At 56.9% G+C, this 15,893-nt stretch carries 19 protein-coding genes; 13 read left to right on the forward strand and 6 right to left on the reverse strand.

The window, feature by feature from the left end; all coding sequences use genetic code 11:
- Positions 1 to 1,240 precede the first annotated feature (1,240 nt).
- Positions 1,241 to 2,482: a dicarboxylate/amino acid:cation symporter gene (locus I6L41_RS06960; RefSeq protein ID WP_005352303.1), complete on the reverse strand. Its 1,242-nt coding sequence runs from the start codon at positions 2,480 to 2,482 to the stop codon at positions 1,241 to 1,243.
- A gap of 270 nt (positions 2,483 to 2,752) precedes the next feature.
- Here I6L41_RS06960 and I6L41_RS06965 point away from each other — a divergent pair, with 270 nt between their 5' ends.
- From I6L41_RS06965 to I6L41_RS06975, 3 genes are all read left to right on the forward strand, one after another.
- The gene (locus I6L41_RS06965; protein WP_005336842.1) at positions 2,753 to 3,037 is read left to right on the forward strand and encodes a pyrimidine/purine nucleoside phosphorylase; all 285 of its coding nucleotides are present in this window, start codon (positions 2,753 to 2,755) and stop codon (positions 3,035 to 3,037) included.
- 153 nt (positions 3,038 to 3,190) lie between these two features.
- Entirely contained in the window at positions 3,191 to 4,576 is a 1,386-nt protein-coding gene (locus tag I6L41_RS06970) for an L-serine ammonia-lyase (protein ID WP_216962974.1), read from the forward strand.
- A 275-nt stretch (positions 4,577 to 4,851) separates the two neighbouring features.
- The gene (locus I6L41_RS06975; protein ID WP_108541207.1) at positions 4,852 to 6,222 is read left to right on the forward strand and encodes an L-serine ammonia-lyase; all 1,371 of its coding nucleotides are present in this window, start codon (positions 4,852 to 4,854) and stop codon (positions 6,220 to 6,222) included.
- 853 nt (positions 6,223 to 7,075) lie between these two features.
- Here the strand turns inward: I6L41_RS06975 and I6L41_RS06980 are convergent.
- Positions 7,076 to 7,354 carry a YcgL domain-containing protein gene (locus tag I6L41_RS06980; protein WP_005352312.1) on the reverse strand — a complete coding sequence of 93 codons (279 nt, stop codon included), beginning with the start codon at positions 7,352 to 7,354 and terminating at the stop codon, positions 7,076 to 7,078.
- 107 nt (positions 7,355 to 7,461) lie between these two features.
- Between I6L41_RS06980 and minC the strand changes: the two genes are divergently transcribed.
- From minC to mtgA, 5 genes are all read left to right on the forward strand, one after another.
- Positions 7,462 to 8,181, forward strand: coding sequence for a septum site-determining protein MinC (gene minC / locus I6L41_RS06985; RefSeq protein WP_013723728.1), 720 nt, complete (start codon positions 7,462 to 7,464; stop codon positions 8,179 to 8,181).
- Between the two features lie 18 nt (positions 8,182 to 8,199).
- Positions 8,200 to 9,012, forward strand: a complete 813-nt coding sequence (minD, locus tag I6L41_RS06990; RefSeq protein WP_005336847.1) for a septum site-determining protein MinD — start codon at positions 8,200 to 8,202, stop codon at positions 9,010 to 9,012.
- Between the two features lie 2 nt (positions 9,013 to 9,014).
- Positions 9,015 to 9,281: a cell division topological specificity factor MinE gene (minE, locus tag I6L41_RS06995; protein WP_005336848.1), complete on the forward strand. Its 267-nt coding sequence runs from the start codon at positions 9,015 to 9,017 to the stop codon at positions 9,279 to 9,281.
- Between the two features lie 197 nt (positions 9,282 to 9,478).
- Positions 9,479 to 9,805, forward strand: a complete 327-nt coding sequence (locus I6L41_RS07000) for an HI1450 family dsDNA-mimic protein (protein WP_005352317.1) — start codon at positions 9,479 to 9,481, stop codon at positions 9,803 to 9,805.
- A 62-nt stretch (positions 9,806 to 9,867) separates the two neighbouring features.
- Complete coding sequence (gene mtgA, locus I6L41_RS07005; protein WP_103252217.1) at positions 9,868 to 10,581, forward strand: monofunctional biosynthetic peptidoglycan transglycosylase; 714 nt, start codon at positions 9,868 to 9,870, stop codon at positions 10,579 to 10,581.
- A 3-nt stretch (positions 10,582 to 10,584) separates the two neighbouring features.
- On the opposite strand, the gene I6L41_RS20820 is transcribed toward mtgA, so the two are convergent.
- Positions 10,585 to 10,713 (reverse strand): hypothetical protein, encoded by a 129-nt coding sequence (locus I6L41_RS20820; protein ID WP_019445852.1) that lies wholly within the window; start codon positions 10,711 to 10,713, stop codon positions 10,585 to 10,587.
- Between the two features lie 147 nt (positions 10,714 to 10,860).
- Here I6L41_RS20820 and I6L41_RS07010 point away from each other — a divergent pair, with 147 nt between their 5' ends.
- Complete coding sequence (locus I6L41_RS07010; protein WP_005336851.1) at positions 10,861 to 11,184, forward strand: HI1450 family dsDNA-mimic protein; 324 nt, start codon at positions 10,861 to 10,863, stop codon at positions 11,182 to 11,184.
- A 55-nt stretch (positions 11,185 to 11,239) separates the two neighbouring features.
- Here the strand turns inward: I6L41_RS07010 and I6L41_RS07015 are convergent, their stop codons facing one another.
- Positions 11,240 to 11,551 (reverse strand): DUF1289 domain-containing protein, encoded by a 312-nt coding sequence (locus I6L41_RS07015; RefSeq protein WP_005360950.1) that lies wholly within the window; start codon positions 11,549 to 11,551, stop codon positions 11,240 to 11,242.
- A 1-nt stretch (position 11,552) separates the two neighbouring features.
- Positions 11,553 to 12,413 carry a S1 RNA-binding domain-containing protein gene (locus I6L41_RS07020; RefSeq protein ID WP_005336853.1) on the reverse strand — a complete coding sequence of 287 codons (861 nt, stop codon included), beginning with the start codon at positions 12,411 to 12,413 and terminating at the stop codon, positions 11,553 to 11,555.
- A 231-nt stretch (positions 12,414 to 12,644) separates the two neighbouring features.
- On the opposite strand from I6L41_RS07020, the gene I6L41_RS07025 reads away from it, so the two are divergent.
- The 4 genes from I6L41_RS07025 (at position 12,645) to I6L41_RS07040 (ending at position 15,028) form a co-directional block, all read left to right on the forward strand.
- Positions 12,645 to 13,859 carry a UPF0149 family protein gene (locus tag I6L41_RS07025; protein WP_216950856.1) on the forward strand — a complete coding sequence of 405 codons (1,215 nt, stop codon included), beginning with the start codon at positions 12,645 to 12,647 and terminating at the stop codon, positions 13,857 to 13,859.
- Between the two features lie 170 nt (positions 13,860 to 14,029).
- The gene (locus I6L41_RS07030) at positions 14,030 to 14,494 is read left to right on the forward strand and encodes a MarR family winged helix-turn-helix transcriptional regulator (protein WP_005336856.1); all 465 of its coding nucleotides are present in this window, start codon (positions 14,030 to 14,032) and stop codon (positions 14,492 to 14,494) included.
- Positions 14,495 to 14,496: 2 nt separating this feature from the next.
- Positions 14,497 to 14,685, forward strand: a complete 189-nt coding sequence (locus I6L41_RS07035; RefSeq protein WP_019445848.1) for a DUF4250 domain-containing protein — start codon at positions 14,497 to 14,499, stop codon at positions 14,683 to 14,685.
- A 163-nt stretch (positions 14,686 to 14,848) separates the two neighbouring features.
- Complete coding sequence (locus I6L41_RS07040) at positions 14,849 to 15,028, forward strand: hypothetical protein (RefSeq protein ID WP_216962976.1); 180 nt, start codon at positions 14,849 to 14,851, stop codon at positions 15,026 to 15,028.
- A 183-nt stretch (positions 15,029 to 15,211) separates the two neighbouring features.
- On the opposite strand, the gene I6L41_RS07045 is transcribed toward I6L41_RS07040, so the two are convergent.
- Entirely contained in the window at positions 15,212 to 15,799 is a 588-nt protein-coding gene (locus tag I6L41_RS07045; RefSeq protein ID WP_204383255.1) for an FMN-dependent NADH-azoreductase, read from the reverse strand.
- Positions 15,800 to 15,893: the final 94 nt, after the last annotated feature.

Genomic DNA, 15,893 nt, shown 5'->3' on the forward strand with positions numbered 1-15,893 from the left:
CGCAGATGCACACGCAAATCGCTACTCGCGCCCAGCCCAGCCCAGCCCAGCCCAGCCCAGCCCAGCCCAGCCCAGCCAGAGAATACGCCTCTGGCCTATTGCGCACCTCACTCTTGCTGCGGCCATGTCTATTCCGAGGCCAACGGGGAAATTGGCGGTGATAAAACAGCCAGCTGCTACTCTGTATCCCCCCGATGCACGGCTCTCATCCCTATGAACCCAGTGTATTGCTGTAAAAATGCGGAGACTCTGGACTGATGAAGTGATGGTGTGACAAGGGTTGGCAACCAGACTCTCTCCATAGACTTCTTTTGGATGGGCTATCTACGCCAGGAATCGTCAAATCATTGCCTTGCGCAATTTTTATGGCCTCAATGACACTATTACGAGGGTGAAAACTTATAAAACGCCACTTGGGCTCCATACAAAGCCCTTTACCAAATCAGCCAACAGCTCACCAACCAATTGAATTTAAATGAAATAACCATAAAAACAGAATCTTGAATGCCTAACATGCCATAGCAGGTGATAAAATCAGCTCAATATGACAAAAATAGCCATCTCAACCAACCACACACACAAAGCAGTCATTTTATCAACTTACACCTTGTTTTACCCTCTTGTTATGGTATCTTGACTACATCAACCAACAACTTAGGGAGAGAAAAATGAAAGAGTTTATCGTTACTGCCGTTTTCACGGTGTTTTTCACCCTGGTTGCTGTCTCTCTGCCCTCACTGTCACAGTTCTGAGCCGGATAGAGAGGCATCAATCCGGACCGACCCTCTTTGCCATGTCTGTTTAATCGCCACCAACTGGCGCTTTTCAGTGACAATGCCGAGATGGTCAACATAGATATGATTTCATCACGTTGACGCTGTTTCTTTCGCCACAAGGGTGTAACCAGGATGGTTTAACCATATGGCCTGATGGAGTAGAACCTGCAGTAGATCATATCCGAGGGGAGCAAGGCTCCCCTTTTTGTTACCCGCCGTTTGACAATCCCCTACCCCGGCATCTACAACAGGCCGGTTGACGCCATACGGCCCATGCCCACAACTGATGTTTTCCCCTCCTGTACTCTCCATTCAACGCAGCTAAATCCGTCAGCAATCTCTTGTGCACACCTTTGCTCTGATACTTGTCCGGCAGATATAAAAAAGCCCCCGCCATCATGGCAGGGGCTCGCGTTACGCAGTGTCAGCTTAGGGCTGTTATATCTCAGTCCAGCTCAAAGCAGTTATGCCTTATTCCAGCGCTGTGGGTCATATTCCGGGCTGAAGCGGTCAACAATGACAGCACAGGCCGCATCGCCGGTGATATTGAGGGAGGTGCGGATCATGTCGAACAGACGATCCAGCGCGAACAGCAGCGGCAACCCTTCAATGGGGATCCCGGCCGCCAGCAGCACGGCAACCACCAGGAAGCTTGGGCCCGGCACACCGGCCTGACCGATCGCCCCCAGAGTGGAGGTCACAATGATGGCGGCCCAGGCACCGACGCTCAGATCGATGTTGTAAACCTGCGCGAAGAAGATGGCGACCAGACCGTAATAGATGGCGTTGCCGCTCATGTTGATAGTGGCACCCAGCGGCAACACGAAGGAGGCGGTCGCGTTGGTCACTTTCAGATCATGCTCGCAGGTCTCCATATTGACCGGCAGGGTCGCCATGGAAGAGGCGGTGGAGAAGGCCACGATCTGCGGCTTCTTCATGGCAGAGAGGTACTTCATTACCGGCGTGTTGGAGAACATCATCACCAGCAGCGGGTAGACCACAAAGCCGAAGATGAGGATGGCAGCCACATAAACCACGAATAGCTTGAGCACCAGGGTCAGCACGTCGAAGCCATAAGTACCGATGGCCTCAGCCATCAGACCGAACACCCCGAGCGGCGCGATGATCATCACCTTGTTGATCATCCAGACGAAGGCATCCACCAGGGTATTGAGCCCATCGACCAGCGGTTTTGCCCGCTCGCGCGGCTGTTTGGCCAGCGCAATGCCGAGGAACATGCAGAACACCAGGATCTGCAGGATGTTCGCTTCGTTGAGGGAGTTGAAGACGTTGGTGGGGATCATGCCAAGCAAGGTGGCGACTGCATCCGGCAACGCCCCTTTATCGGCATAGTCACCGCCAAACATGGAGGCAACGGAAGCGAAATCGACCCCGACACCCGGTTTGAAGATCTGCCCCATCACCAGCGCTAGCAACACGGCCAACGCTGAGGTCACGAGGAAGAAGGCCAGCGTAGCCGCACCGATCTTGCCCGCAGCCGGGCTGGCACCCAGATTGGCGGCGCCGGAGAGGATGGCAACTGCCACCAGCGGGATCACCAGCATCTTGATCAGCTGGATAAACAGGGTACCGAGCGGTGCAAACACGGTGGCTTGTTCACCCATGAACGCGCCGACCACTGCGCCCAGTACCATGGCGACCACAACCTGGAAGCCGATGTTTTTAATGAGTCCTTTAGTTAACACAATATGTTCCTTTATGTAGCAAAATTCACACTTTTCCCAGTGCAATTAACCAAACAGGGGAATGAGCGGCTGCCCATTCCCCTGTTTGCGCGTGTTATCTCACATTTAATTGCTGTTTTAAATCAGCAAATCATTAACCTTGGCTATTAATAAGTTTGCGAAAAAGTGAAGATTCAAAGCGGTCTCGGCGATTTTTACCTCATCCCCCATGACAACTGGCAAAAGATTGTGCTAGTTTGGCTGCACAAACGTACACACAGGGATGTAAAGATGCTGAAAGTTAACGAGTATTTCGACGGAAATGTAAAATCCATCGGTTTCGAACAAAAAGGCGAGAAATCAACCGTCGGGGTGATGAACGCCGGTGACTACCTGTTCAACACTGCCGCCCCCGAACGGATGACAGTGATCAAGGGCGCCCTCACCATCCAGCTGGCTGATGAAGATGAGTGGCACACCTACAGCCAGGGTGAATCCTTCCTGGTGGCCGGTCACTCTTCCTTCAAACTGGAAGTGAAAACCCCCACAGCTTATCTGTGCGAATTTCTCGACTGATCAGGCCGGTTGAAGGGGATCAGCCCCTTCAACCTTTTTGGTTCCCCCCAGCCCTATTATCTGTGTCCATGTCACAGCACCGCACATCCCCGCTTTCCATCCACGACAAAAATCCTAGAATAAACAGACATAAACCATCACCGGATTGATGTCATGATCAGCGTGTTTGACCTGTTTTCCATCGGAATTGGCCCCTCCTCTTCCCATACCGTCGGCCCCATGCGTGCCTCTTATGCCTTCGTCCAGCAGCTCAAGCTGCAAGGGCATCTGCCACAGGTCACGCGGGTCGAAGTGGAGTGTTACGGCTCGCTGGGCCAGACCGGCAAAGGGCACGGCACCGGCAAGGCGATCATTCTGGGGCTGTCGGGCTTTGAACCGGAATCGGTCGATATCGATGCCATCCCCGCCATTCTGGCGCAAGTGGAAAAGGAGCAGAACCTGCAGTTGGCTGGCGAACAGCCAAGCCATTTTCCCCGCACCGGTGCCATCATCTTCAACCGCCGCAAAACCCTGTCGGCCCACACCAACGGCATGACTCTGCGCGCCTTTGGTTCAGATGAAAACTTGCGCTTCAGCCAGACCTACTACTCCATCGGGGGCGGCTTCATCATTGAAGAGAGCCACTTTGCTACCGCCAAAGAAGAGGCCGCCAAGTCTGATGCCGAGCACCCTGTCCCCTACCCGTTCGACAGCGGCGCCCAACTGCTGGCCCACTGTCAGGAGAGCGGCCTCTCCATCTCTGGGCTGATCCTGGCCAATGAGCGGGTATTTCGCAGCGATGAGCAGATAAAAGCGGGGCTGCGCAAGATCTGGCAGGCGATGCAGGGCTGCGTCGAGCGAGGCTGCAAAAGCGAAGGGGTGCTGCCGGGCGGCCTCAAGGTTCGGCGCCGCGCCCCGGGGCTGTTCCGCCAGCTCAGCTGCGAGACCAACTTCAACAAGGATCCGCTGATGGTGATGGAGTGGGTCGATCTCTTTGCGCTGGCCGTCAATGAAGAGAACGCCGCCGGTGGCCGGGTGGTGACCGCCCCCACCAATGGCGCTGCGGGCATCATCCCCGCCGTGCTGCACTACTATGATCGCTTCGTGCACAAGGTGGATGACGAGACGCTGATCCGCTACTTCCTCACCGCGGCTGCCATCGGCATCTTATATAAGAAGAACGCCTCCCTCTCCGGGGCCGAAGTGGGCTGTCAGGGGGAAGTGGGAGTCGCCTGTTCCATGGCGGCTGGCGCCCTGACCGAACTGCTGGGGGGGAGTCCGGCCATGGTGGAGAACGCTGCCGAGATCGGCATGGAGCACAATCTCGGCCTCACCTGCGATCCTATAGGCGGACTGGTGCAGGTGCCCTGCATCGAGCGCAACGCCATGGGGGCGGTCAAGGCGATCAATGCCGCCCGCCTCGCCCTGCGCGGCACCGGCGAGCACAAGGTGTCACTGGACAAGGTGATCAAGACCATGTGGGAGACCGGCAACGACATGAAGACCAAATACAAGGAGACGGCCCGCGGCGGCCTCGCCGTTAACATTACCGAATGTTAAAAAACGGCAATTGACTCCATTTGGTTCCGAAATGCCCGGCATCGCCGGGTATTTTTATGGGCAAACGCTTAACAAAATGGATAAGCACCAAAATAAATTTTATACTCGCGCCTCAAACTCAACAAAAATAGATCTATTTCAACTTTTTTTATGTCGCGAGCCGTTACACTACGGTTATCTGGTTCAGTGACCTGCGCAAACCAGCGCGTTCCATGGATCTCCCAAATTTCTGTGAGTGGGCATGCCGCCCCCTTCTACCCTGAGGTAATAGTGACATGATCAGCGTTTTTGATATCTTCAAAATCGGTGTAGGCCCCTCTTCTTCCCACACTGTTGGCCCGATGAAAGCAGCCAAACAGTTTGTTGACGAACTGCGCGCAGGCGGCAAGATCCGCGATATCACCCGCATCAATGTCGATGTCTACGGCTCCCTCTCCTGGACCGGTAAAGGCCACCACACCGACACCGCCATCATCATGGGCTTGGCTGGCAACCTGCCGGAAAATGTCGATATCGATGCCATCCCTGAATTTATCTCCCGCGTAGAGCAGACCGAGCGTCTGCCGATCGGCCTGCACTGCCACACCGTCAGCTTCCCGCGCGATGCCATGGTATTCCACGATGAAGCCCTGCCCCTGCACGAAAACGGCATGAAGCTGACTGCGCTGATCGAAGATGAAGTGGTCTACAGCAAGACCTACTACTCCATCGGTGGCGGTTTCATCGTTGACGAAGAGAACTTCGGCAAGGCTGACAGCGGCGACATGTCCGTACGTTACCCGTTCAAGAGCGCCGCTGAACTGGTTGCCCACTGCAGCCAGACCGGTCTCTCCATCTCTGCCCTGATGATGGAAAACGAGAAGTGCTTCAATACCCCGGAAGAGATCTACAAGAAGTTCGGCAAGATCTGGAACACCATGCGTGAAGGTATCGAGCGCGGCTGCCGTACCGAAGGCGTTCTCTCCGGCCCGCTGCGCGTACCCCGTCGTGCGGCTCCGCTCTACCGCCAGCTCAACACCAACGAGAACCTCTCGAGCGACCCGATGAACATCGTTGACTGGGTCAACATGTTCGCTCTGGCCGTGAGTGAAGAGAACGCAGCCGGTGGCCGCGTAGTCACCGCTCCGACCAACGGCGCTGCCGGCATCATCCCGGCCGTACTGGCCTACTACGACAAGTTCATCCAGCCGGTTGGCCGCGACGAGTACACCCGTTTCTATCTGGCTGCCGGTGCCGTCGGCATCCTCTACAAGATGAACGCCTCCATCTCCGGCGCCGAAGTGGGCTGCCAGGGTGAAGTGGGTGTTTCCTGCTCCATGGCCGCTGCCGGTCTGACCGAGCTGATGGGCGGTAGCCCGGAGCACGTCTGCGAAGCCGCTGAAATCGGTATGGAACACAACCTGGGTCTGACCTGTGACCCGGTTGCCGGCCAGGTTCAGGTGCCCTGCATCGAGCGTAACGCCATCGCAGCCATGAAGGCGGTCAACGCCTCCCGTATGGCCCTGCGTCGTACCTCCAAGCCGCGCGTCTCGCTGGACAAGGTGATCGACACCATGTACGTCACCGGCAAGGACATGGACTCCAAGTACCGTGAAACCTCCCGTGGCGGTCTGGCCATCAAGGTGATGCAGGTTGCTTGCGAATAAGGGTTGCGACCCTCATCTGAACAAAGGCGGGATATCCCGCCTTTTTTATTGCCCGAATGGGATACCGGGCACTTATACCGGCATACCGACCATTTCACTGTAGGGCGTCGCTGATATTCCCCTGCTACGCCACCGCAATGCGGATTGCCTTGTCTGCATACCTCTCTAATTACATACCTTGATTAACTCTTCTCAATGCATTGAGAGGGACATTACGCCCCTACATGAAACCTGTACCTGCTATCTTGCCCCGGTCACGATTCCACAACTAATCGATATCGAGATGGCCCCTCGGCTCAATATCCTCACCTTTGGTCATACCCTTGTTTGGCAAGACGCGGTTACCACTCCCCCTGCGGATTATCACGCCGCCACATTGATTTCCACCTATGTGGCACTTTCGTGATCAGGGCAAACAATCAAGCAAACAAACAGGGGGTTAGCTCATCATTTTGGCCACAGCGCATCGCGAAAACCGAGTTCAGCGCAGCTATTACTGCCCTCTTTACGCCCCATTTCACGGACAACTCTTCGCGCAATAGAGGCTAAAGAGAGATCCCAAGGAAGGGGCTGAAAATAATCGATGAATGGGCCAATAGCCGTTGAAAAGGCGGATATGAGTGCGCGCCACTCGCTATTTTTGTGAGCGCCAGCAAAGGTTGACGATATGGTGTTGGGAGTAGATTGACTTTCTATTTAAACAGCGAAAAGTGAATATCACCAAAGGGAGGGTTTAATTTGGCCAGATCCTGTCACGGGATTATCGCAAGCTACCTCTCCGGAGCCGGAATGCGTCATGCAGAGTCACAAAGAATTAGCCCCGCTTGGCAGAACGCACAACGGGGCTGGATATTCAGGATGGTTTTTTCAGGCTGGCCTTGTGCTGCTCCAGCAAATTTTCGGGAGGCGGTGGCACCTGCAGGTAGAACCCCTGGTTGGTCAGCGCAGCCATCACCTTGCCGACATCAGCCAGACCCAAGGGCTTGGCCGGATCCAGCTTAGTCATCAGCACCAGCTCGGGACGCCCGAATGCGCTCAGCAATGGCGCGGGAACGCGGGAGAAATCCTCTCTTTTTTCAACAAAAAGGTAGGTCTCGGCTTTTTTGCGACTTTTATAGACTGCACACAACATGGAAATTGATATAATCCGACGAGTTTATTGCCTCTGATGGGGGCAAACTATAACATCAGGAATTGAATAACAATAACGGATTAGCATCTCTGCCTCGGGGAAGATTCATGGTTGAGCGCGATAACGAATTGAAAGGGACCACCTTCACTATTTCTGTGTTGCATATCAGCGATGGCGAGCCTGAGCGGATACGTCAGTTGTTGGCCGAAAAAGTGGCCCAGGCACCCTACTTTTTTAATTGTGCGCCGCTGGTGATCAATGTTTCCCGACTGGAACATATTCCCGATTTCGAACAGCTCAAGGAGCTGGTGGAGTCCGAAGAGTTTGTGCTGGTCGGCATCACGGGGGCACGCAGTGAAGAGATGAAGACAGCCGCCAAGGCGGTGGGACTGGCCGTGATGGCCTCGGGCAAGAGTCGCAAGAGCGAACCGGAACCCGAGCCTGCCCCCGCGCCAGCCGCCCCTGAGGTGGTTCCCGAGCCCGAACCCGCCCCCTTGATCCCGAGCAAGGTACATGTGGGGCCGGTTCGTTCCGGCCAGCAAATTTACGCCGCCGGCACCTCGCTGGTGGTGCTGGGGTCCGTCAGTCCGGGAGCTGAAGTGCTCGCCGACGACAGCATTCATATTTATGGCACCCTGCGTGGCAGAGCCATTGCCGGTGCCCGGGGAAACACCCAGGCCCGGATCTATTGCCAGCAATTACAGGCCGAGCTGCTCTCCATCGCGGGCACATTCCAGCTGAGCGATGCATTGCCAGCAGGCCTGATCCAGCAACCGGTACACGTCCGGCTGGACAACGAACAACTCCGAATAGACCGTATCAAATAGAGTTACAAGGAAGCGAGAATGGCGCGAATCATAGTCGTTACATCGGGTAAAGGTGGCGTTGGCAAGACCACAACCAGTGCGGCCCTGAGCACCGGCTTAGCCCAGCGTGGTCACAAGACAGTGGTCATTGACTTTGACATCGGTCTGAGAAACCTGGATCTCATCATGGGCTGCGAGCGGCGCGTGGTGTATGACTTCGTCAACGTCATCAATGGGGAAGCAAACCTCAATCAGGCGCTGATCAAGGACAAACGCTCGGAAAATCTGTTTATCCTGCCCGCCTCCCAGACCCGGGACAAAGATGCCCTCACCCGTGAGGGGGTCGAGAAGATCCTGGATCAGCTGGCGGAGATGAAGTTCGATTACATCGTCTGCGACTCCCCGGCAGGGATCGAGGCGGGCGCACTGATGGCACTCTATTTTGCCGATGAAGCGATCGTCACCACCAACCCGGAAGTCTCTTCCGTGCGTGACTCCGACCGCATCCTTGGCATCCTGGCCTCCAAGTCCCGTCGCGCCGAGCGTGGCGAAGACCCCATCAAGGAGCACCTGCTGCTGACCCGCTACTGCCCGACCCGCGTCAACCGCGGCGACATGCTGAGCGTGCAGGATGTGCAGGAGATCCTGGCCATTCCTCTGCTCGGGGTGATCCCGGAGTCCCAGGCGGTGCTGCGCGCCTCCAACTCAGGCGAACCGGTCATTCTGGACAAGGAGTCCGATGCCGGTCAGGCCTACGAAGATGCGGTGTCCCGCCTGCTGGGCGATGCCAAGGAATTTCGTTTTCTGGAAGAAGAGAAGAAGGGCTTCTTTAGCCGACTGTTCGGGAGTTAAACATGTCATTATTGGATTATTTTCGTTCCAACAAGAAACAGAACACCGCACAACTGGCCAAAGAGCGGTTGCAGATCATTGTTGCTCACGAGCGTTCATCCAGAGGGGGGCCGGATTACCTGCCCCAGCTCAAGCAGGATATCCTCGATGTGATCCGCAAATACGTCAACATTGATCCGGAGAAGATAACCGTCCAACTGGATCAGAAGAGTGATGAGCTGTCGGTACTGGAGCTCAACATCACCTTCGCCGATGACAAGAAGGGATGAGCTGACGCCCTATGCGTGACCCCTTCCCCCAATGAAGACCGGATCCTGTCACTGGATCCGGTTTTTTATTGGCACAAAAACAGGTCACAGCGGCTCGCCTCATCTCGCCAAGGGGTCCGCCGACCGCTAGAATAGCGCCGCCCCGCAGGCAGTGATCTGTGATGGCACCTTTTTCTCTTTTCTGGAACAGACCGCTTATGTCTATGAATGACGAAATGCACAGCGTCGAGGAACTGCTCGATACCGCCCTCGAACTCTTTATGGAGCTGGCCTCTGACAACCTGCCGGAGCAGGAGATCGCCCGCTTCAATCAGGAGTTCAACGACCGCGGCCTGCTGGCCGAAACCGACCCGGCCGATGACTGGGAAGCGGACGTGGGTTTTGCCGTGAGCGACACCGACTATGCCGAGATCTGGGTTGGCCTTGGCAATGAAGAACAAGAGTATGAGCACCTGTTTGCCCGCATGCTGCTCTCCCGCCGTGTTGACGAGAAGTTCTGCCACATCGAATGGCTGCCCCAATAATTCCTGATCCCGATGATCCCAGCCACTATCAGTGGGAGTCAGACCCTGCTGCCGTGGCCCCCGTGCGCCCATCTGCATCCCTTGGGCGCCGGGTGTTGAGGTGGGCAGGCAAGATCGCGCTGGCCGGGCTGCTCTGCTCGGTCGGCTCGGTCGCCTTGCTGCGTTTTATCGATCCGCCGATGTGGAGCTGGCGTATCGAGCGGGCCCTCTTTCCGCCCGCTAAGATCACCCAGGTACGCCATGAGTGGGTGGATCTGGAGTCCATCTCCAAGGAGCTGCAACTGGCGGTGATCGCCGCCGAGGATCAGCGCTTTGCCGAGCACAACGGCTTTGACATGGATGCCATCAACGCCGCGCTCAAACACAACCAGCACAGCGAGCGGGTGCGCGGCGCCAGCACCCTCAGCCAGCAGACCGCCAAGAACCTCTTTATGTGGAGTGATCGCAGCTTCCTGCGCAAGGGGCTGGAGGCCTGGTTTACCCTACTGATGGAGCTGGGTTGGGACAAGGCCCGCATTCTCGAGGTCTATCTCAATATCGTGGAGTTCGGCCCCGGCATCTATGGCGCCGAAGCCGCCGCCCGCACCTACTTTGGCAAACCGGCCAGCCGCTTGACCCGCTACGAGTCATCCCTGCTGGCTGCTGCCCTGCCCAATCCGTGGCGCTATCGGGTCAAGCCCCCTTCACCCTATGTGCAGAAGCGCTCGGTCTGGATCCGCCGCCAGATGGGACAACTGGGTCAGATCACCCTCAATCGGGTGCATCAGGCAGACTGATCCTCAGGGCTCATCGGGTTTCTCCGGTGGGCCCAGATGGCCGCCCACCGTCTCGCGGTGAAGCGGCAGATAGTGCCACCACCAGGCCTCGCGCCGTCGCTTGATCTGTTGCCGCCGTCCCCGCTGCTTCATCCCCTTACTCCCTGCCAGATGATCCGCGCCTTAACCATACTCCCCCAACGGCAACTTGGACAGGCCAGCCCCGCCCGGCGCACTGGTATGGCCGCCACAGCCAATAATTGTTACAGTAGCGAACCTCGATGTATCTGGAGTGATTTCATGGAACAGCGTACCCCGGATCAGCTGGTCGAATGGGCCTATGATCAGTTTCTTGAGCAGGCCGCCGATATGCTGGCCCCCGAACAAATAGTCGACATCACCCTGGAGTTTGAGCAGCGTGGCGCCGTGGAGGCGACTCTGCCCAATGCCGACTGGTCGACCGAGCTGGGTGAGCCGGTCGATATGGAGCGCTGGGTCGAAGTGTGGGTCGGTTTGCTGGATCATCAGGATGAGTTTGAGGTGATCTTCGCCACCTTCCTGCTGCCCCGTCTGCTGACCGAAGATCAAGTGCATGTGCGCTGGCATCGCCAGCAGCAGGCATAAGAAAGGCGCCATCGGCGCCTTTCTTGTTTCTATGCTCTTTTATTTCTGCTCTCTGCTAATCCTGAGCCGCGATGGCCTTGGCCAGACAGCGGCGGCACCAGCAAGCGCTGGCCTCCTGCATCGGTAATACCGGCAACTGGCTGCACCAGCACTGCGCAATGGTCTGACCGGCAGAGACGGCGCAATAGGCCGGTTCGCCACAACCCGGACAGCGGTGGGTGCTTTTCGAGCCATTCAGCTCGGCCATCACCGCCAGCTGGGCCTTGCTATCCATCGCCGACCAGTGGCCGATCTCGGTCAAGGTACGGCCACAACCAAGGCAAAGCCCATCTTTCGCCTTGCAGAGACCAACACAGGGACTCGGCATCTTATTCGCTATCCACTGCCGAGTCGGTCTCTGTGGCCACCAGAGTGATGGCGTTATCTTCGATGACAATCTTGCCCTGCTTGTAGAGGCCGCCGATCGCCTTCTTGAAGGTGCCCTTGCTCATGCTGAACAGCTTGTAGATGAGCTCGGGTTCGCTCTTGTCACCCACCGCCAGACTGCCGCCCTGCTTTTTCATCCGGCTCAGAATGCGCTCACCAGCGTCATCAACCCGCGCCAGACCCGGCTTTTGCAGGGTCAGATCGAGCTTGCCATCTTCGCGCACCTGCTTGACCCAGGCGGTTTGCGGCCGACCGGTCATCACCCGGCCAAACACCTCGTTCTTGAACAGCATGCCGGGATACTGACCGTTGACGATCACCTTGATACCTAGAGGAGAATGCTCCCCCGGCAGCGCGGTCACTTCGTCACCGACCTTGAAGTTGCTGCCGGCCGGGGTCAGGAAACGCTCTATGCGGCTGGTGCCGACCATGCGCCCTTCGTTATCCAGTTGCAGGCGCACCAGATAGACGTGGCCCACCTGCATCGGCTTGTTCTGCTCACGGCTGGGCACAAACAGATCCTTTTTCATGCCCCAGTCGAGGAAAGCACCAATCTTGTTGGCATTGACCACTTTCAGACCGGCAAATTCGTCCACCATGGCAAATGGCTTGTCGGTGGTGATCACCGGCTCGCAATCGGCATCCAGATAGAGGAAAACCTGCACGCTATCCCCCTCTTTCACCCCTTCCGGCAGTTGACGCTTGGGCAGCAGCAGTTCACCGTACTCATCGGCCGCAAGCCAGGCGCCACGGTCTTCGAGTTCAACAACGGTGAGGGTGTTCATCTTGCCAATCTGTATCATGGTGCTCTCTTTTTTCATTACCCGGATGGGCCAACTGAACATGGCCCCTATGGGCGCGCATGTTACCTCAAGAGCGGTGATCCGGCCTAGTCCCCAAGCCACCACGAGCCGCCCTTTCGCCCCTATCTTATCCGCCAATGGTGATTAAATCGCCAAACAGGCGGCCATTTGCTGCAAATAACCCCACTTTTAGGTAGACTTCGCGGCTGTTCAAATCCAGAGGAACTGTCGATGAACCCATCCACTCGTACCCGCCATCTTAATCAATGGATCCAGAGCCACAGCGATCAGGATATGACCTACCCGGCCCTGCACGGTTTTCTCTGTGCTCGTCTGGTGGGGCCGGAAAGCCCTGACTGGCAACGCCCGCTGGCTGGTCTGCTGGAACAGGATGCCGAGTTGGATGAAAAAAGCGCAGAAGCCCTCAACCACCTGATCGCCGAGCTGGAATCCCAGGCCGACGACGCCCAGCTGGCCCTGCCGAGCCAATGCCGCCTGCCCAGCGATAACCCCGAGCAGGTGTTCGAACAGAGCCACCCCCTCGGTCAATGGTGTTATGGCTTCAGCATGGGTTTTGCCACCTGGCCCAAGCCGAAGGATTTGAACGACCCGACCACCCAGTACCGCTTCAGTCTGGCCGCCGAGCTGAGCCTGTTTCGCGACAAGCAGATGGCCCAGATGCTCTATAGCGCCGCCGCCAGTGAACTCCCCTTTGTCGAGTTCTGCAAACGCCAGCGCCAGAATATGAAAACCGCCCTCAACCAGCTGCTCAACCTCGACCAGTATCAGGCCGCCCCCAGCGCTGATGTCACCCTCAATGGCGAGCAGGCCCAGCAGTGGCAGACCTGGTTCGAGCTGGCCGACAGCTGCCGCGATCATCAGGCCCGCCTCGGCTGGTTCGAGAAGATCATCGCCGATGCCACTCCGCTGTTTGATGAAGCCTTCTGGCAGCAAATCGCCGGCCACGGCTGGAGTGCCCCCGAGCTGCGTCCTCTGCTGGCCGCCAGAGCCGGCCGCGCCGACTGCCTGCTACGCCTTGGCAAGCTGGGCGAGGCCAAAGCGGAGTATCTAGCGCTGCTGACAATCTGCGTGGCCGATGAGCTGGGTTGCCGCTACAACCTCTCCAGCCTCTATGCACTGCAAGGGGATTGGCAGGCGTTGGCCGCCCTGCTGGTGCGCTTCGATGAAGCCTCCAGCTGGTTGCTCTATAACAAGGCACTGATGGTCTTTGCTACCGAGGGTGCCGAGGCAGCCAAGCCCCATCTGCTGGTCGCCATCGAGGCCAACCCGCACATTCCGGCCTGCCTGCTGGGTCAGCGCAAGCTGCCCAAACAGGAGCCACAAAGCTGGCAAGCGGGTAGCCGCGACGAGGCCGCGCTCTACGCTATCCACACTCGCGAGGCCTGGCTCAAGCAGAACGCCCTCATCTGGTTGCGTAAAGGCTGAACAGCGTTGGCTTAAAATCCCGTCGGTCAGACCCGGTTTTTCCTTGAGGGCGTGCGCCACCGCACATTTCATCGCAACTGGGTCAGACAAATCAGCTTGAGTTTCGTATCATCAATGTCAAAGTATCAAAAGAAACTGCATCTTATGCAGCCGTCACAGCAGGGTGTAATATGTCAAAAATCATAGCGTTACTCGCTCACTACCCGCCCTATCAGTTGGTACATGCCGCCGAGATGCTACGGGATACCTTCGAACAGTTTTATGAACAGCGTTACCAGCTGACCGTGCCGCAGTGGCGCCTGATGATGGTGCTCGGCCCCAACTACCCCATCAGCCAGAAAGAGCTGGTCGAGGCGAGCGGCATGGACAAGGTGCGCATCTCCCGCGAGATCCGCCGTCTGGTCGAAAAAGGGATCATCTTCACCGAGAGCAGCGAGCAGGACAAACGCATCAGCCTGGTCTCCCTCACCAATGCCGGGCTCGCCCTCTTCCTGCAGCTCAAGAGTGAAGCGGGCAGCTGGCAACATACCCTGACAGACTATTTGCCTAGCGAATCCCGCGAGGCGATCCGCCAGCATCTGCACAGCGTCAGCGCCGCCATCGAGCAGCTGCAATCACTGGATCGGGAGAAATAATCATGGATTTGAAAAAGTTCGCCACCATGGACATCAACATGCTGCTGAGCGTCGTCAATATGCAGCTGCGTGATCGCTATGACGATCTGGATGATCTCTGCAAGGCGCAGGAGATCGATCAGGCCGCACTGGAAGCGCGGCTCGCCAGCGGCGATTTTCACTACCAGCCAGCGCAGAAACAGTTCAGATAAAGAGAGCTAGCGGGATCGGGATCACAGCGCCAGTGATGGCGCTGGCTCTGCGGTAAAAACCTGATATGGTCTGAAGAGCCCCAACAGAGTGATGCACGGATACATCACCCTGTCACAAGAGGGCATTAAAATCGTTTCAGGTGAGCAAACCAAGGATGACCCCATGATATTGATGACCCGACAGAGCCTGTTGATCACGCTCTGCACCCTGTTGATGATCAGCCTATTCACGCCCCACTTGCCACAATGTACCGAACAGTGGCTGACCACCCTCTTGCTTGGCCTGCTGGTCGCGGTGGCATTGCTGCTGGTGCGCGGTTGTCGCCGCTTTATGATGGAGTAGTGACTCCGCCGGAACGTCTGTACCGACCGCTTGCCGCGATACTCTCTGTAGCAGCAACGTCTGTCGCAATCATATCTAGCCAAAAAACAAACGCAGCCTGATGGCTGCGTTCTTGTATCTCGCGGGGCAACCCCTTGAAGAGATAACCCCTGACGGGATAAAGAGCCCTTATAGAGAGAGCCCTTAGATAGCCAAGGCCTCAAGCTGCGCTTTGGCCGCTTCCATCCCCTTGCTCTGGGCATCCGGGCCCATCCCCATCCCCTCGGCGTAGATGAAATCCACCTCTTTGATACCGATGAAACCGAGCACGGTACGCATGTAGGGAGTGACCAGATCGGTGGCGCTGCCGACGTGCATGCCGCCGCGGGGGCTGATCACCAGCGCGCGGGTATTTTCAACCATACCGACCGGACCGGTCTCGGTGTAGCGGAAGGTGACGCCAGCGCGAGCAACCAGATCGATCCAGTTTTTCAGCTGGGTCGGGATGTTGAAGTTGTACATGGGGGCCGCAATCACCACCAGATCGCTCGCTTTGAGTTCGGCGATCAGCTCGTCGGACTGGGCTATCACCGCCAGTTGACGTTCATTGAGGTTGTCACCACCGCGCAGGCCGGAGGCCAGCTCGCCATCCAGCACCGGCAGGTTGAGGGCTGCCAGATCCCGCACGGTCACGGTATCGCTCTGATGCTGGGCAAGGAAGCCGTCGATCAGGGCGTTGGATTGGGAATATTGACCCAGGATGCTGGATTTGAGTACGAGGATATTGGCCATGGTGAAACTCCATTTGGTTGTCGGTTGAACAGCGTTGCTGTCGATGGAGGTCACTCTAAACATTGTGCTTATTTGCTGATAGCGAAAATAGATG

The sequence above is a fragment of the Aeromonas sp. FDAARGOS 1411 genome (assembly GCF_019047125.1).
GTDB classification, from domain to species: Bacteria; Pseudomonadota; Gammaproteobacteria; order Enterobacterales; family Aeromonadaceae; genus Aeromonas; species Aeromonas veronii.

Bases quoted from the DNA above. Each gene is read 5' to 3' on its own strand.
- I6L41_RS06965 (WP_005336842.1), top strand. From the start codon at position 2,753: ATGCTGAAAGTTAACGAGTATTTCGACGGAAATGTAAAATCCATCGGT.
- I6L41_RS06970 (WP_216962974.1), top strand. From the start codon at position 3,191: ATGATCAGCGTGTTTGACCTGTTTTCCATCGGAATTGGCCCCTCCTCT.
- I6L41_RS06975 (WP_108541207.1), top strand. From the start codon at position 4,852: ATGATCAGCGTTTTTGATATCTTCAAAATCGGTGTAGGCCCCTCTTCT.
- I6L41_RS06980 (WP_005352312.1), bottom strand. From the start codon at position 7,354: ATGTTGTGTGCAGTCTATAAAAGTCGCAAAAAAGCCGAGACCTACCTT.
- minC (WP_013723728.1), top strand. From the start codon at position 7,462: ATGGTTGAGCGCGATAACGAATTGAAAGGGACCACCTTCACTATTTCT.
- minD (WP_005336847.1), top strand. From the start codon at position 8,200: ATGGCGCGAATCATAGTCGTTACATCGGGTAAAGGTGGCGTTGGCAAG.
- minE (WP_005336848.1), top strand. From the start codon at position 9,015: ATGTCATTATTGGATTATTTTCGTTCCAACAAGAAACAGAACACCGCA.
- I6L41_RS07000 (WP_005352317.1), top strand. From the start codon at position 9,479: ATGTCTATGAATGACGAAATGCACAGCGTCGAGGAACTGCTCGATACC.
- I6L41_RS20820 (WP_019445852.1), bottom strand. From the start codon at position 10,713: ATGAAGCAGCGGGGACGGCGGCAACAGATCAAGCGACGGCGCGAGGCC.
- I6L41_RS07010 (WP_005336851.1), top strand. From the start codon at position 10,861: ATGGAACAGCGTACCCCGGATCAGCTGGTCGAATGGGCCTATGATCAG.
- I6L41_RS07015 (WP_005360950.1), bottom strand. From the start codon at position 11,551: ATGCCGAGTCCCTGTGTTGGTCTCTGCAAGGCGAAAGATGGGCTTTGC.
- I6L41_RS07020 (WP_005336853.1), bottom strand. From the start codon at position 12,413: ATGATACAGATTGGCAAGATGAACACCCTCACCGTTGTTGAACTCGAA.
- I6L41_RS07025 (WP_216950856.1), top strand. From the start codon at position 12,645: ATGAACCCATCCACTCGTACCCGCCATCTTAATCAATGGATCCAGAGC.
- I6L41_RS07030 (WP_005336856.1), top strand. From the start codon at position 14,030: ATGTCAAAAATCATAGCGTTACTCGCTCACTACCCGCCCTATCAGTTG.
- I6L41_RS07035 (WP_019445848.1), top strand. From the start codon at position 14,497: ATGGATTTGAAAAAGTTCGCCACCATGGACATCAACATGCTGCTGAGC.
- I6L41_RS07040 (WP_216962976.1), top strand. From the start codon at position 14,849: ATGATATTGATGACCCGACAGAGCCTGTTGATCACGCTCTGCACCCTG.
- I6L41_RS07045 (WP_204383255.1), bottom strand. From the start codon at position 15,799: ATGGCCAATATCCTCGTACTCAAATCCAGCATCCTGGGTCAATATTCC.